The organism is Kocuria rhizosphaerae (genome assembly GCF_044462265.1).
Classification (GTDB): domain Bacteria; phylum Actinomycetota; class Actinomycetes; order Actinomycetales; family Micrococcaceae; genus Kocuria; species Kocuria rhizosphaerae.
Window position 1 is genome coordinate 1 of sequence record NZ_JBISWL010000085.1, and the last position, 15,011, is coordinate 15,011.

Consider the following 15,011-nt stretch of genomic DNA (forward strand, 5'->3'; position numbering starts at 1 on the left):
CACCGGACCCACCGGCTGGCCGACGGGCGGGAGGCCGTGTTCTTCGGCGACCGCGGCACCGCGCCCGTCGAGCAGCTCGTCGACCGCCGGCCGCTGGACGCCCGCTCCGGGCACGGCGAGGTGCGCTTCGACCGGCTGACCGGGGAGTGGGTGGCGGTGGCCGCCCACCGTCAGGCCCGCACCCACCTGCCGCCGGCCGACCGGTGCCCGCTGTGCCCGTCCGTGGGCGGGCGGGAGTCCGAGATCCCCGCGGCGGACTTCGACGTCGTGGTCTTCGAGAACCGCTTCCCCTCCCTGGGCCCGGGGCTGGGCGTGCTCCCGGTCCCGGACGGGGCGGGGGAGCGGGAGCTGTGGGGGTCCCCCTCGGCGGCCTACGGGCGGTGCGAGGTGGTGGTGTTCACGCCCGAGCACCAGGGCTCCTTCGCGTCCCTGCCCTTCGAAAGGGCCCGCACGGTCGTGGAGGCCTGGGCCCAGCGCACCGAGGCGCTCTCGGCCCTGGAGGGGATCCGCCACGTGTTCCCGTTCGAGAACCGGGGTGAGCAGATCGGGGTGACCCTGCACCACCCGCACGGTCAGATCTACGCCTATCCCTACCCCGCCCCGCACGCGGCCCGCCTGGCGGCACGCTCGAGGGCCCACCTGGCCGACACGGGCCGGGCCCTGATGGGTGAGCTGCTGGCCGACGAGGCCGCGGCCGGGGACCGGATGGTGGTCGAGGGCGAGCACTTCTCGGCCTTCGTCCCCTACGCCGCGCGCTGGCCGCTGGAGGTCCACCTGGTCCCGCACCGGCAGGTCCCCGACCTGGCCGCCCTGGACGGGGCCGAGCGCGAGGAGCTCGCGGTCCTCTACCGGGAGCTGGTGCAGCGGGTGGACCGGCTCTATGCGACCCCCACCCCCTACATCGCCGCCTGGCACCAGACCCCGGTCACGGCCGCCGACCGCGAGGCCGGTTGGCTGCACCTGCAGCTGACCAGCCCGCGCCGGGCCGAGGACAAGCTGAAGTTCCTCGCCGGCTCCGAGGCCGCCATGGGGGCGTTCGTCAACGACGTCAGCGCCGAGCAGACCGCCGCACGCCTGAGGGAGGCCGCGCGATGACCAGCCGGCACAGCCGCGAGCCCACCGCGACCCCGGCCGGAGGGCAGGACCTCGTGCGGACCGGTCCTCCGGAACCGGTGGGTGCGCAGGACCGGGCGCGGGCCGCTCGGCTGGCGGAACGCTTCGCCGAGGTCTACGGGCACGTCCCCGACGGGGTGTGGCGCGCGCCGGGACGGGTGAACCTCATCGGCGAGCACACCGACTACAACGAGGGCTTCGTGCTCCCGTTCGCCATCGACCGCTCCGCCATGGTCGCCGTGCGGCTGCGCCGCGACACAGGGACGGGGGTGGGCGGGCGCGACGTCGTCGAGCTGGCCTCCACCTACGCCCCGGACGGCTCCGGGCTGTCGCGGGCGGGATTCCCGGTGGCCGGGCCGGCACCGGGCTCCGTGCCGGGCTGGGGGGCCTACCCGGCCGGCGTCGTCTCGGTGCTGACCGGTCTCGACGACGTCACCGTGCCCGGCTTCGAGCTGCTGCTGGACTCCACCGTGCCGGTGGGGGCGGGCCTGTCCTCCTCCCACGCGGTGGAGGTCGCCACCATGGTGGCCCTGGACGACCTGCTGGGCCTGGGCCTGGACCGCCCGGCCATGGCTCGGATGACCCAGCGGGCGGAGAACGAGTTCGTGGGCGCGCCCACCGGGATCATGGACCAGTCCGCCTCGCTGATGGGCCGGACCGGATCGGCCCTGTTCCTGGACTGCCGCTCCCTGGCCACCGAGCTCGTGCCCCTGCCGGTGGCCGAGCACGGGCTGCGGGTGCTGGTGATCGACACGAAGGTCGCCCACTCCCACGCCGACGGCGGCTACGCCGCCCGCCGTGCGACCTGCGAGCGCGCGGCCGCGGCCCTGGGCGTGGACTCCCTGCGCGACGTCCCCGCCGAGACCGACCTGGGAGCCCTCGACGAGGAGTCGGCCCGCCGGGTGCGGCACGTGCTCACCGAGAACCGCCGGGTCCTGCAGTGCGTGCAGCTGCTGCGCAAAGGGGACGTGGCCGGCGTCGGGGACCTGCTCACGGCCTCCCACGCGTCCCTGCGGGACGACTACGAGGTGTCCTGCCCCGAACTCGACCTCGCCGTGGACACCGCCCTGACCGCCGGGGCGCTCGGCGCGCGGATGACCGGCGGGGGCTTCGGCGGCTCCGCGATCGCCCTCGTCCCCGCGGCCCGGGAGGAGCAGGTCCGGGACGCCGTCCTGCGCGGGTTCGCCGACGTCGGGCCGGCGACCCCCGACATCTTCACGGTCCTCCCGGCGGACGGAGCGCAACGGCTGTGAGCTGGCCGATGACCGGCGGCGCCGGACACATTGGGACCCACATCCTTACTGCCTTCGGGACTGATGCACGGACAAACGACAGAGGTAAGCGAACCTTAGGACAGGTCACGGCCTCGCTGGCCGGGCCGCCGCCGAGACCGAGCCCGAGCCCGTCGACACCACCACCCGGGACTGAACCGTGCGGCGGTCACGCGGTGTCGGCGGAGCGCTCCTCCGTGCGCAGACGCTGCAGGAAATCCACGGCCTTCCGCACCCGGCGTGCGGCCCACCATCGCTGACCTTGACGCCATCAAGATCCACCTCGAAGACGATGTTCCCTCCGACCTGGAAGTGTCAGTAGAGGAACGGGCCCTGACGGCGCCGCTCCTCGGGGTCCCGGGTACACCAACCCAGTCCGGGCGATTCAACGCTGAACTCTTGGCTATGTCGGGACACTGGGCTCATGACCGAAGCGTATGCACGGCACTGCTCAGCACCAGGCCACCGAACGGCAGGCGAGCAGGGCGGCAACCGAACCTCTCCAACTTCAACCGGCACTTCCGGGCCACCACGGGCACCACGCCGTCCCGCTACCGGCGGATCGACGAGCTCTGAGCGCGAGCCGTCGTCGGGCACTCTGCGGAGGCGGTGCACGTCGCGCCGGACATCGTTCAGGTCACGCGAGGGCCGAGGAAGCCGGAACTGTTCCCTCCCCCGTGCGCCACGGATAGCCTCGACATGGGCGGTGTCGCTCAGGGATCGCCTGTCCTGGTGACCCGGTGCCGGTGACGGCCCGGTCACTCGAATCTGGGAGGCCAACATGACTGATGCACAGCAGGATCCGAGCCAGCAGGAAGGTCCCGCCGACGGTGGAGCCCTCGGCGCCCCGGGTGCCCACGACGGCGGTGCGGACGGCGGCGCCGACAGCGGAGCCGAAGGCCCCGCCGACGGTGGGGCGGCCGGCACCCCGGGTGCCGACGGTGACGCCGACGGTGGCGCCGACGGCGGCGCCGACAGTGGTGCCGACAGTGGTGCCGACAGTGGAGCCGAGGGCCCGGCCGACGGTGGAGCGGCCGGCACCCCGGGTGCCCACGACGGCGGCGCGGACGGCGGCGCCGACGGCGGCGCGGACAGTGGAGCCGCAGAACGAAGCAGCTGAGGGTGGACGCCGTCCGCGCTGACGGGCAGGACCCCGGCGCCCCTGGTGGCTCCGGGGTCCTGGAGACCCGCCTGATCGACGTCGGCCGGGAGCGGTTCGCCCGTGAGGTCTGGGGCCGGGCACCGCTGCTCACACGCCGGGCGGGCGGCTTCTCCGACCTGTTCTCCGCCGACGCCGCCGACGAGCTGATCTCGCGCCGCGGGCTGCGCACGCCCTTCCTGCGCGTCGCCAAGGACGGTTCGACGTTCCCCGACTCGACCTTCACGTCCCCCGCCGGGGTCGGCGCCACCGTTCCCGACCAGCTCGACGACACCGCGCTGTGGCGGAAGTTCGCCGACGGCGCCACGCTCGTCCTGCAGGCCCTGCACCGCACGTGGGAGCCGGTCGCGGAGTTCAGCACCGAGCTGAGCGCCGAGCTCGGGCATCCGGTGCAGGCCAACGCCTACATCACCCCGCCGCAGAACCGCGGGTTCGACGACCACTACGACGTCCACGACGTCTTCGTGCTGCAGATCGCGGGGACCAAGCGTTGGATCATCCATGAGCCCGTCCACCCGGACCCGTTGCGTGATCAACCCTGGACCGATCGCCGCTCCGCCGTCGCCGAGGCCGCGAAGGGCGCGGCCTGCATCGACACCGTGCTCGAGCCCGGCGACGCCCTCTACCTTCCGCGCGGCTGGCTGCACGCGGCCCAGGCGCAGGGGGCGGTCTCCATCCACCTCACGCTCGGGATCCACACCTGGACCCGCTATGGCCTGGCCGAGCACCTCGCCCAGGATGCGCTGGTCCTGCTGGCCGAGGACCCGGAGATGCGCGGGTCGTTGCCCCTGGGCGTCGACGGACCGGGCGGGGAGATCGACACCGTCCGTGAGCGGCTGGCCGCCGCGCTCGCCGAGGCCGATCCCACCGCTCGGTTCCACCGCACCCGGCGAGGACAGGGGCGCCCGGCCCCGCTGGGGCCGCTCGCCCAGCTCGCCGCCGTTGACGGTCTGGGCCCCGGGTCCTCCGTACGGCTGCGAGGCGCCCTGGAAGCACGGCTGGACGGCACGCGCCTGAGCACGCGCGTGGGCTGGCTCGACTTCCCGGAGACCGACCTGCCCTCGGTCACGCGCCTCCTCGACGGCGGGGTCCACACCGCGGGCGAGCTGGGCGTCGACCTCGCCGAACGACTGTTGCGGGCGGGGGTCCTCGTTCCCTGTGACCAGTGATTCCGTGACCAGTGACACCGTGACCAGTGACTCCGCCGCCGTGAACGCCACGTGCCGCTACTGGTGCGCCGACGGCGCCCGGGAGCGCGGCGACCCGATGGCGGGCACCGCGCCGCGCGGCGACGCGTGGGTCCTCGTCGAGCACCGAGGCGGGTGGCCGGTCAACGGTTTCGACGGCCTGGATCTGGAGGCCGAGACCAAGGCCCTCGTGTTCTCCGCCGCGCAGGCAGCTCGGGCGCGAGTGCTGCTGGTCCGGCGACACGGCCGCCGGAGCCGTGAGGGCCCCGGCCGGTGGGCCGTGCTGCGCCAGGACGACTCCGGCGCCGATCGTCAGCACTGGGGAACGTGGAGCCGCGACGAGGACCTGGCGGAGATCGCCACAGCCCTCGGCGTCCCCGGAGAGCTCGGCCGTCCACCGGTCCTGCTGGTCTGCGCCCACGGTCAGCACGATCCCTGCTGTGCGGTGCGCGGGCGTCCCGTGGGAGCTGCCCTGAGCGAGCGCTGGCCGGAGCTGGTCTGGGAGTCCTCGCATGTCGGTGGCGACAGGTTCGCCGCCAACGTCGTCGTCGCCCCGGACGGCGTCTACTACGGAGGCCTCGACGCGGGGTCCGCTGTCACCACGGTCGAGGAGCATCTCGCCGGCCGGATCCACGCGGAGCATCTGCGCGGGTACACCGATCTCTTCCCGCCGCAGCAGGCCGCGGTCGCGGCCGCGCTCGGCCGCTTCGGTCCGGCCGGCCGCCACGACTACACGGTCGCCGAGACCGTCCGCGACGGCGACCGCTGGCGGATCCGTCTCGCCGGCCGCCCACCCCGCCCGGGGCTCGTCGAGGTCGAGCTGCACTCCCACGCCGCCCCGCCGCGGCAGCTGACCTGCCACGGACCGGCGACGAGCTCGGCCATGGTCTACGAGCCCACCGCGGTGCGCACCGTCTGAACGACCGGATGCCCGTCCAGGAGGGCGGACCTGCCGTGCGCGTGCACACCGTCCGGAACGACCCGGATCCTCTCCGAGGCGCAGCGGGTGCTCGGCCCGGCGTCACGGGGCGTCGTCACGTGGTGCCCGACGCTGTCCCCTGGAGGTCGATCGTCGAGTCGTTCAGTGCCGGGGCCTCGGCGTCCCAGAGGCCGGCGTAGGCGGCGGCGAGACGCTCCTCCAGGCCGGCCAGGGCCTTCACGCGGAAGATCACGGCCGCGGCGCGCAGCGGTTCGCCGGCGTCGCGGGCCGCCTTCGCGTAGCCCTGCGCCACCGCCCGGGTCCAGGCCTCGCTCGCGGCTTTCACGGCGGCGTAGTTGGCGCCACCCGCCAGCGGGCGGGTGACCGCGATCGAGGAGACGATCGCCAGCCGCCCCGCGGGCGAGGCCCGCAGGTCGTCGTCGACGGCGCGGCTCAGATGGCGCAGCGCGGTGAAGGAGGTCTCCAGGACCCGGTAGTCCTCCTCCGTCTGGCCTGCGAGCCCGCCGCCGCCGCGCCAGCCGCCGACGAGATGGAGGAGCCCGTCGATCGACGAGCCGCGCTCGTGCAGCCGGTGGACGAGGTCGAGCACGGCGCGTTCGTCCGCAAGGTCGACCGTCTCCACCTCGGCCCCGAGCGCTGCGAGGGGACGGAGCTTCTCCGCGCTGCGGCCCGTGGCGAGGACGCGGGCCCCGGCCGCGGTCAGGGTCCGCGTCGCCGCCAGACCGGACGCGCTGGTGGCGCCGGCGATCAGCACGGTGCGGCCGGTCAGGTCGGTCATGGCTCAAGCCTCCGTGATTCGGAGGCCGGCTGTCGACCCGATGACTCTCCTCGGTTTACGGCCGAGCGCCTCACCTCGTCGTCGTCCGCCGTCCCCCGAGGAGAGACCGACCGCGGAACCCGAGCCGCCGGCGATCCGGGCCGAGTCCCCGGAGTCCGGGCGCCGCTAGGGTGTCACCCATGAGCATCGATGACAGCGGCAACGGCACCCGTGGCCGCGCCGAGGCCGGCCCGCTGAACCACCAGCAGCTGATCATCACCCTGTTCGGCTTCTACGGCCGCTCCCACGGCGGCGCGCTCCCGGTGGCCGGGCTCATCCGTCTCATGGCCGACCTCGGCGTCGACGCCCCCGCCGTCCGGTCCTCCATCTCCCGGCTGAAGAAGCGCGGTGTCCTGCGCAGCGTCAAGATCTCCGGGCTCAGCGGCTACGCGCTCGCCCCCGGCCTCGAGGAGACCTTCCGCGAGGGCGACGAGCGCATCTTCGGCGCCCGGCGCGCGGCGCTGACCGACCACTGGATCCTCGCGGTCTTCACCGTCCCGGAGAAGCAGCGCCACCTGCGGCACCAGATCCGCAGCGGGCTCATCCGGATGGGCTTCGGTGCCGTGGCCCCCGGGGTGTGGATCGCCCCGGAGCACCTGCGGGGCGCCGCCCACGCCTACATGGACCGTCACGACCTCTCCCAGTACATCGACTGGTTCCGCGGCGACTACCTCGGGGCGCGCGAGATGAGCGACGCCGTCGGGCAGTGGTGGGACCTCGCGGCGCTCGAGGCGCAGTACGCGGACTTCGTGGCCCGCCACGCGCCCGTGCGCGAACGGTGGATCGAGGACGCCGGCGCGGCGGGCGACGGCGAGCGCGAGCGCGCCGCCTTCGCCGCCTACATCACGATGGTCACCGAGTGGCGCCGCCTGCCCTACCTCGACCCGGGGCTGCCGCTGGAGCTGCTGCCCGAGGGATGGCACGGCATGGTGGCCGAGCGGCTGTTCGGGGAGCTGCACCGCCAGCTCCAGGCGCCCGCCGAGGTCCACGCGCGCCGCGTCCTCGCCGGCGCGGAGTAGCCGACGGCGCCCGGCGGGGGCTACTCCCGGTCCTGGATCACCGCCACGCCCTGGATCTCGATCAGGGCTTCCTTCTGCCACAGCCGGGTGACGCCGATCCCCGCCATCGCGGGATAGTTGCGCCCGGCCATCTCGCGCCAGAGCCGGCCGATCTCCTTGCCGTGGGCCATGTAGTCGTCCACGTCGGTGAGGTAGATGGTCACGCTCACGAGATCCTCGGGCCTGCCGCCGGCCTCCTCCAGGGCGGTGAGCACGTTGCGGAAGGCCTGCACGAACTGCTCGACGATCCCGCCCTCCACGATCCGCATGTCCTGGTCCAGGGCGGTCTGCCCGCCGAGGTAGACGGTGCTGCCGGCGCGCACCGCGTGGGCGTAGCCGGAGGGCGCGGGAAGAGCGGCGGGGTTGACGACGACGTTCTGCATGGTGGATGACTCCGTCCTGATCGGCTCCATGGTGATTCTCCTGTCCTTCGCGAGGGGGTCGGAAGTCCCTCTGGCACGACCCCTGTGAGGTGTGTAACATTCACTGTACGTGACGGTCGTCAGAAAGACGACATACAAAGTGAGGGAGGACATCCGATGAGCACGGTCAGCCAGTACCGCACCGAGGGTGACAACAGCGTCTACGCCGGAACCGACGGGCGCGTGGTGCCCGTCGTGACCCGCCACGGGCAGGAGTACTCGGACACGAAGCAGTCCGGCGGGGCGCACCGCGTGTCCGGCGTGAGCGTCCAGCACACCCCGGCCACGAAGATCTGGTTCGGCCAGGTGTCCAACGAGCCGGGTTTCCGGTCCCTGCCCCACCACCACGGTGAGGCCGAGACGGGCGGCTACGTCCTGCGCGGCCACGGCCGGATCTACTTCGGCGAGGAGTACCAGGAGTACCTCGACATGACGGCCGGGGACTGGGTGTTCGTCCCGCCGTTCATGCCGCACGTGGAGGCGAACATGTCCACCACGGACGAACTGGTGTGGCTCACCACGCGCACCCCGGAGAACATCGTGGTGAACCTCGAGGACGTCCCGGACGAGACGCTCGCCGACTACCGGCGGGTGTGAGGGAACCGTGCATCCGACGACGGATCCCGCCCCGCACGGCACCGCTGCCGACACGGCCGCGACGTTCCTGGCGGCCGTGCACCTGCAGCCCGCCGAGGCGCAGCTCTACGACGAGGCCTGGGCCGCCGAGACGCAGTACGTGCCCTGGCCCAAGGCCTTCGGCGGGGACATGGTGGCTCAGGCCGCCGCCGCGATGATGCGCTCGACGGGCGAGGACCGGGTGCTGCACTCGATGCACAGCTACTTCATGCGCCCCGTCGACGTCGGCGCCGTCGTCCGCTACGAGGTCGAGCGCCTGCGCGACGGCCGCGGCTACTCCACCCGCCACGTGCGGGCCTTCCAGAACGGAAAACCCGTCTACGACGCCACCGGCTCGTTCCAGGTGCCCGAGGACGGCGACGACGACGCCCCGGTCATGCCGGAGGTGCCCGGGCCCGAGGTGCTTCCCTCGGCCGCCGAGGCCTTGGCCGGCGTGCCCGGGCCGGCGGCCGAGTACTGGGGGCACGGGCGGTCCTTCGACATGCGGCACGTGGACGGGCCCGTCTACACGGAGGTCGCCGGATCCACGCAGCCGCGCCAGGCGGTGTGGGTGAAGGCCTTCGACCGGCTCCCGGACGACCCGGACCTGCACCGCGCCGCCCTGGCCTACGTGTGCGACTACACGATCCTCGAGCCCCTGCTGCGCTCGCAGGGCCGGGCGTGGGCAGATCCCGGTCTGGTCACGGCCAGCCTGGACCACGCCATGTGGTTCCACCGTGACGGCCGCGCCGACGAGTGGGTGCTCTACGTCCAGGACGGCTGCTCCCTGCAGCGCAACCGCGGTCTGGTCCGCGGCCAGTTCTTCGACCGCCGCGGCCGCCTGCTGGCCTCTGTGGCCCAGGAGGGCATGATCCGCCCCGCCCCCTGATCCGCACCGGACGCCTCGCCCACCCCGGCGCACCCCGTTCCACGACGCACCCCACGACGAAGAGGACGTCATGCATCTTTCACCTTCCGCGCACGAGGACACCTTCACGCGCGACAACCTCCCACCGGCCGAGCAGTGGCCGGCACTCGAGTTCACCCTTCCCGAGCTGCACTACCCCGATCGGCTCAACGCCGCCGCGGTCCTCATCGACGAGGCCACCGAGACGTTCGGAGCCGACCGTCCGGCCCTGCACACCCCCGAGGGGGAGACCTGGACCTACGGGCAGCTGCAGCGGCGCGCGAACCAGGTCGCGCAGGTGCTGACGGAGGACCTCGGCATCGTTCCCGGCAACCGGGTGATGCTGCGCGCCCCCAACAACCCGTGGCTGGTGGCCTGCTGGCTGGGCGTGCTCAAGGCCGGGGCCGTCGTGGTCACCACCATGCCGATCCTGCGGGGGGAGGAGGTCGCCCAGCTGGTGGAGCGCACCCGCCCGACGGTGCTGCTGAGCGACCACAGATTCATGGCGGGTCTCGCCGAAGCCCTCGGCGACCAGGTACTGCTGATGCCGGTCGGCTCCGAGGACCCCGAGGACCTGGTGCAGTGCTGCGCGGCCAAGGCCGGCCACTTCGAGGCCGTGGAGACCGCTGCCGACGACGTCGCCCTGCTGGGGCCCACCTCCGGGACCACCGGCGTCCCGAAGATCACGATGCACTTCCACCGGGACGTCCTGGCCAACGCGGACACCTTCGCCCGGCACATCCTGAAGCCTCGCCCCGACGACGTGTTCGCCGGCTCCCCGCCGCTGGCGTTCACCTTCGGCCTCGGGGGACTGGTGGTCTTCCCGCTGCGCTTCGGCGCCTCCAGCCTGCTCACCGAGCGCAACACCCCGCTGGAACTCGCCCAACTGGTCCACGACCGAGGGGTCACCGTCCTGTTCACGGCGCCCACCGCCTACCGGGCCATCCTCAAGGAGGGTCGGGGAGACCTGCTGGAGAACCTGCGGGTGGCCGTCTCGGCCGGGGAGCACCTGCCGGCCGAGACGTGGCGGGCGGTCGAGGAGCAGACCGGGCTGCAACTGGTCAACGGCATCGGCGCCACCGAGATGCTGCACGTGTTCATCTCCGCGGCCGGGGACGACATCCGCCCCGAGGCCACGGGCAGGCCCGTGCCCGGCTTCCGCGCCACGATCCTCGACGAGGACGGCCGGGAGCTCGGTCCCGGGCAGGTCGGGCGGTTGGCCGTGATCGGCCCGACCGGGTGCCGGTACCTCAACGACGAGCGGCAGCTCAACTACGTCGTCGGCGGCTGGAACGTCACGGGGGACACCTTCGTCCGTGACGAGGACGGCTACTTCTACTACCAGGCGCGCACCGACGGGATGATCGTCTCCTCCGGGTACAACATCGGCGCCCCCGAGGTGGAGAACGCGGTGAACCTGCACCCCGACGTCGTGGAGTCCGCGGTGGTGGGCCGCCCCGACCCGGACCGCGGCAGCGTGGTCTGTGCGTTCGTCGTGCTGCGCGAGGGTGTGGCCGGGGACGACGTCAAGCGCCGGGAGATCCAGGACTTCGTCAAGCAGACGATCGCGCCCTACAAGTACCCGCGGGACCTCCGGTTCGTGGATGAGCTGCCCCGCAATCCCAGTGGCAAGCTCCAGCACTTCCGGCTGCGCCGGCAGGTCGAGCAGGAAACCGCCCACGAGCACGCCCAGCCGGCCGGGACCCCCGCGTCCTGAGTCCCCGAACACCGAAAGAGGAACAACTGACATGAAGATCGCCATTGTGGGCGGAGGCCCGGGCGGGCTCTACTTCGCCGCACTCATGAAGCAGCTGGATCCCGCGCACGAGGTCACCGTGTGGGAGCGCAACGCCGCCGACGACACCTTCGGCTTCGGCGTGGTGTTCAGCGACGAGACCCTCGGCGGGATCGAGAACGCCGACACCGTCGTGGCCGGGGCCATGGCCGAGCGCTTCGCCCGGTGGACCGACATCGACATCCACTTCCGGGGGGAGATGACCACGGTGGGCGGGCAGGGCTTCGCGGCCATGGGCCGCAAGGAGCTGCTGCAGACCTTGCAGCGCCGCTGCGCGCAGCTCGGCGTGGACCTGCGTTTCAGCACCCTGGCCCCCGACGTCGAGCAGCTCAGCGCCGAGCACGACCTCGTTCTCGCCGCCGACGGGGTGAACTCGGCGATCCGCAACCGCTTCCCCGAGGTCTTCGGCCCGCACCTGGACCCGCGGAGGTCCAAGTTCATGTGGCTGGGCACGGACCTGGTCTTCGAGGCGTTCAAGTTCTTCGTCAAGGAGACGCCGTGGGGCGTGATGCAGATCCACGGCTACCCCTACTCCGATCAGGGCTCGACCTTCATCGTGGAGATGCACGAGGACGTGTGGCGGGCCGCCGGCTTCGACGCCTCGGAGGACCAGGTCTTCCCGCCGGGAGTGAGCGACGAGGAGTCCGTGGACCGGCTGCGGGAGATCTTCGCCGACGAGCTGCAGGGCCGCCGGATCCTCACCAACAACTCCAAGTGGATCAACTTCACCACCGTGCGCAACGAGAACTGGCGCCACGGCAACGTGGTCCTGCTCGGCGACGCCGCCCACACCGCCCACTTCTCCATCGGCTCCGGGACCAAGCTGGCCATGGAGGACGCACTGGCGCTGGCCGCGTGCCTGCACGAGCACCCGCAGGTCGACGAGGCCCTGGAGGCCTACGAGACCGAGCGGCGCCCCGTCGTGGAGTCCACGCAGCGAGCCGCCCAGGCGTCCCTGGAGTGGTTCGAGACCATCGGACAGTACAAGGACCAGGACCGGGTGCAGTTCTGCTTCAACCTGCTCACCCGCTCCCGCCGCATCACCTACGAGAACCTCAAGCTGCGCGACCCCGACTTCGCGGCCGAGGTGGACCGGGCGTTCGCCCGCGAGCAGGGCCTGGACACCACGGCCCCGGCGATGTTCCAGCCCTACCGGCTCGGGAACCTCCAGCTGAAGAACCGTGTGGTCGTCTCCGCGATGGACATGTACTCGGCCGTCGACGGGGTGCCCGGGGACTTCCACCTGGTCCACCTCGGCTCCAAGGCCATGGGCGGGGCCGGACTGGTGATGACGGAGATGGTCTGCGTCTCCGACACCGGGCGCATCACCCCCGGGTGCACGGGGCTGTGGACCGACGAGCAGCGGGAGGCCTGGAAGCGGATCGTCGACTTCGTCCACTCCCGCTCCACCGCCAAGATCGGGGCCCAGCTGGGCCACTCCGGGCGCAAGGGCTCCACCCGCCTGATGTGGGAGGGCATCGACGAGCCGCTGCCCGAGAACAACTGGGAGACGCTCGCGCCGTCGGCCGTGCCCTACGGGGACGGCAGCCCGACGCCGCGGGCCATGGACCGCGCGGCCATGGACGAGGTGAAGCAGCAGTTCGTGGACGCGGCCGGCCGTGCCGCCGAGGCCGGCTTCGACCTGCTCGAGGTGCACGCCGCCCACGGCTACCTGCTCTCCTCCTTCCTCTCCCCGGTCGCCAACCACCGCACCGACGAGTACGGCGGGTCGCGGGAGAACCGGCTGCGCTACCCGCTGGAGGTCTTCGACGCCGTACGGGCGGTCTGGCCGGCGGGCAAGCCCCTGCTCGTGCGCCTGTCGGCCGTGGACTGGATGCCCGAGGGCAACACCGTCGAGGACGCCGCCGAGATCGCCCGCGCCTTCGTGGCCCACGGCGCCGACGGGGTGGACGTCTCCAGCGGCCAGGTCGCCAAGGACGAGAAGCCGCAGTTCGGGCGCAGCTACCAGACCCCGTTCGCCGACGTCATCCGCCAGACGGTGGCCAAGCAGACGGGAGCGGCCGTGATCGCCGTCGGCGCCATCTCGACCTGGGACGACGTCAACTCGATCCTCCTCGCCGGCCGCGCGGACCTGTGCGCCCTGGGCCGGACCCACCTCTACGACCCGCAGTGGACCCTGCACGCGGCCGCGGAGCAGGACTACCGCGGGACCGGGGTCGAATGGCCGCAGCAGTTCCGGGCCGGGCGGCGCCCGCCGCCGTCGTCGCGCACGGACGCGGTCCGTCCCCGGCTGTCCCTGGTGCGCGACCCGCTCGCGGAGGAGGCGGCCACGCACGTCCGGTGGACGCCCCAGCGGGAGGGCCAGCCGGTCGGCTGAGCCCGTCCCGGCGGTTCCGCCGCACCCGCCGCACGGGAGCGGGCCGGATGCCCGGCCCGCTCCCGCCCGTCCCCGTCCGTTCGTCCCCCGCCCACCACCAGGAGGATCCGTGGAGGCCCCGATCATCACCGCCACCCTCGTCCGTCGCATCGAGTGGTCCGACACCGATGCCGCCGGACACCAGCACAACTCCGCGATCATGCGCTTCGTGGAGGCGTGCGAGGCGCAGCTGTTCCGTGACCTCGAGCTGCCCGACTACTTCGGCCAAGCACCCCGGGTGCGTCACGAGGTGAACTTCCGCGCCAAGCTCTGGTTCGGTCAGGAGGTCACCACCGAGGTGTCGCTGAGGCGGGTGGGGGAGACGTCCATGACCTTCTCCTTCCGCGTCTGGGGCGAGGCCTTCGGGGACGGTCCACGGCGACCGGCCGCCGACGGCGAGTTCGTCACGGTCTTCGTGCCGTGGGGCGGCGAGCAGTCCGCGCCCTGGCCTGCACACATCCGGGAAGCCGTGCTCGATCATGCACACTGACGTGAGAAGCCCCGCGACCCTGGAGGCCAGAACCCCATGAAGCTTGCAACGCTGCGCACCGACCGGTCCACGACCGCCGCCCGTCTGGACGGTGAGGTCTTCACCGAGATCGAGGGCTACCCCGACCTGGGGGCGCTGCTGGCCCAGGAGAACTGGCGGCAGATCGCGGCCGACGCCTCCGGGCCGCGCCACGAGGCCGCCCACGCCCGGCTGGAGACGCTGGTGCCCAACCCGTCCAAGGTGCTGTGCGTGGGGCTCAACTACAAGAGCCACATCCAGGAGATGGGCCGGGACCTGCCCTCCCATCCGACGATGTTCGCGAAGTTCGCCGACACCCTCACCGGGCCCGGCGACCCGGTGGAGGCCGTGGCGGAGGACCCGGAGCTGGACTGGGAGGGCGAGCTCGTCGTGGTCATCGGCAAGACCGCCCACAAGGTCTCCGAGGCCGACGCCGCCGGCCACATCGCCGGGTACACGGCCGCCAACGACATCTCCATGCGCGGGTATCAGTTCCGGACCAAGGAGTGGCTGCAGGGCAAGATCTGGGCGGCTTCCACCCCGGTGGGCCCGGTCATGGTCACCGCCGACGAGTTCGACCCGGCGACGGCGACCCTGCACACCCGGGTCAACGGGCAGACGATGCAGGAGCACTCCATCGGGGACCTGCTGTTCACCCCGACGTTCCTGGTCTCCTACCTCTCCACGATCCTGCCCCTGCGCCCGGGCGACATCATCCTCACCGGGACCCCGGGCGGGGTGGGCCGTGCCCGGGACCCGCAGGTCTACCTGAAGTCCGGGGACCAGGTGGAGGTCGCCATCGACGGGATCGGCACGCTGTCCACGAAGATCGTCGACCCCGC

At 72.5% G+C, this 15,011-nt stretch carries 14 protein-coding genes; 12 read left to right on the forward strand and 2 right to left on the reverse strand.

The features are described 5' to 3' along the window. From galT to ACH9EU_RS10375, 5 genes are all read left to right on the forward strand, one after another. Positions 1-1,095, forward strand: a 1,095-nt coding sequence (gene galT / locus ACH9EU_RS10355; RefSeq protein ID WP_396413851.1) for a galactose-1-phosphate uridylyltransferase, incomplete at its 5' end; no start/stop codon positions are given. Further along, a complete protein-coding gene (galK, locus tag ACH9EU_RS10360) occupies positions 1,092-2,366 on the forward strand; it encodes a galactokinase (protein ID WP_396413852.1) in 1,275 nt (424 codons plus the stop codon). The genes galT and galK, both read left to right, overlap by 4 nt. A gap of 799 nt (positions 2,367-3,165) precedes the next feature. Then, on the forward strand, positions 3,166-3,504 hold the full coding sequence (locus tag ACH9EU_RS10365; protein WP_396413853.1) for a BatC protein: 339 nt from the start codon (positions 3,166-3,168) through the stop codon (positions 3,502-3,504). Between the two features lie 2 nt (positions 3,505-3,506). Further along, positions 3,507-4,712, forward strand: a complete 1,206-nt coding sequence (locus ACH9EU_RS10370; RefSeq protein WP_396413854.1) for a JmjC domain-containing protein — start codon at positions 3,507-3,509, stop codon at positions 4,710-4,712. Between the two features lie 97 nt (positions 4,713-4,809). After that, complete coding sequence (locus ACH9EU_RS10375) at positions 4,810-5,649, forward strand: sucrase ferredoxin (RefSeq protein WP_396413864.1); 840 nt, start codon at positions 4,810-4,812, stop codon at positions 5,647-5,649. 115 nt (positions 5,650-5,764) lie between these two features. On the opposite strand, the gene ACH9EU_RS10380 is transcribed toward ACH9EU_RS10375, so the two are convergent. Further along, entirely contained in the window at positions 5,765-6,448 is a 684-nt protein-coding gene (locus ACH9EU_RS10380) for an SDR family NAD(P)-dependent oxidoreductase (RefSeq protein ID WP_396413855.1), read from the reverse strand. A 179-nt stretch (positions 6,449-6,627) separates the two neighbouring features. On the opposite strand from ACH9EU_RS10380, the gene ACH9EU_RS10385 reads away from it, so the two are divergent. Then, positions 6,628-7,506: a PaaX family transcriptional regulator gene (locus tag ACH9EU_RS10385; protein ID WP_396413856.1), complete on the forward strand. Its 879-nt coding sequence runs from the start codon at positions 6,628-6,630 to the stop codon at positions 7,504-7,506. A 20-nt stretch (positions 7,507-7,526) separates the two neighbouring features. Here the strand turns inward: ACH9EU_RS10385 and ACH9EU_RS10390 are convergent, their stop codons facing one another. After that, entirely contained in the window at positions 7,527-7,958 is a 432-nt protein-coding gene (locus tag ACH9EU_RS10390) for a Rid family hydrolase (RefSeq protein ID WP_396413857.1), read from the reverse strand. A gap of 126 nt (positions 7,959-8,084) precedes the next feature. On the opposite strand from ACH9EU_RS10390, the gene ACH9EU_RS10395 reads away from it, so the two are divergent. The 6 genes from ACH9EU_RS10395 to ACH9EU_RS10420 all read left to right on the forward strand — a co-directional run. After that, positions 8,085-8,564 (forward strand): cupin domain-containing protein, encoded by a 480-nt coding sequence (locus ACH9EU_RS10395; RefSeq protein ID WP_396413858.1) that lies wholly within the window; start codon positions 8,085-8,087, stop codon positions 8,562-8,564. Positions 8,565-8,571: 7 nt separating this feature from the next. Next, on the forward strand, positions 8,572-9,471 hold the full coding sequence (locus ACH9EU_RS10400) for an acyl-CoA thioesterase domain-containing protein (RefSeq protein ID WP_396413859.1): 900 nt from the start codon (positions 8,572-8,574) through the stop codon (positions 9,469-9,471). Positions 9,472-9,541: 70 nt separating this feature from the next. After that, the gene (locus tag ACH9EU_RS10405) at positions 9,542-11,206 is read left to right on the forward strand and encodes an AMP-binding protein (protein WP_396413860.1); all 1,665 of its coding nucleotides are present in this window, start codon (positions 9,542-9,544) and stop codon (positions 11,204-11,206) included. Positions 11,207-11,237: 31 nt separating this feature from the next. Next, complete coding sequence (locus ACH9EU_RS10410; RefSeq protein ID WP_396413861.1) at positions 11,238-13,622, forward strand: bifunctional salicylyl-CoA 5-hydroxylase/oxidoreductase; 2,385 nt, start codon at positions 11,238-11,240, stop codon at positions 13,620-13,622. Between the two features lie 109 nt (positions 13,623-13,731). Then, a complete protein-coding gene (locus ACH9EU_RS10415) occupies positions 13,732-14,151 on the forward strand; it encodes a thioesterase family protein (RefSeq protein ID WP_396413862.1) in 420 nt (139 codons plus the stop codon). Between the two features lie 36 nt (positions 14,152-14,187). Then, a partial coding sequence (locus ACH9EU_RS10420) for a fumarylacetoacetate hydrolase family protein (protein ID WP_396413863.1) occupies positions 14,188-15,011 on the forward strand: 824 nt, incomplete at its 3' end.

Coding starts and splice junctions, on each gene's coding strand:
- ACH9EU_RS10390 (WP_396413857.1), bottom strand. CDS start 7,958: ATGGAGCCGATCAGGACGGAGTCATCCACCATGCAGAACGTCGTCGTC.
- ACH9EU_RS10375 (WP_396413864.1), top strand. CDS start 4,810: ATGGCGGGCACCGCGCCGCGCGGCGACGCGTGGGTCCTCGTCGAGCAC.
- ACH9EU_RS10380 (WP_396413855.1), bottom strand. CDS start 6,448: ATGACCGACCTGACCGGCCGCACCGTGCTGATCGCCGGCGCCACCAGC.
- ACH9EU_RS10365 (WP_396413853.1), top strand. CDS start 3,166: ATGACTGATGCACAGCAGGATCCGAGCCAGCAGGAAGGTCCCGCCGAC.
- ACH9EU_RS10405 (WP_396413860.1), top strand. CDS start 9,542: ATGCATCTTTCACCTTCCGCGCACGAGGACACCTTCACGCGCGACAAC.
- galK (WP_396413852.1), top strand. CDS start 1,092: ATGACCAGCCGGCACAGCCGCGAGCCCACCGCGACCCCGGCCGGAGGG.
- ACH9EU_RS10395 (WP_396413858.1), top strand. CDS start 8,085: ATGAGCACGGTCAGCCAGTACCGCACCGAGGGTGACAACAGCGTCTAC.
- ACH9EU_RS10410 (WP_396413861.1), top strand. CDS start 11,238: ATGAAGATCGCCATTGTGGGCGGAGGCCCGGGCGGGCTCTACTTCGCC.
- ACH9EU_RS10385 (WP_396413856.1), top strand. CDS start 6,628: ATGAGCATCGATGACAGCGGCAACGGCACCCGTGGCCGCGCCGAGGCC.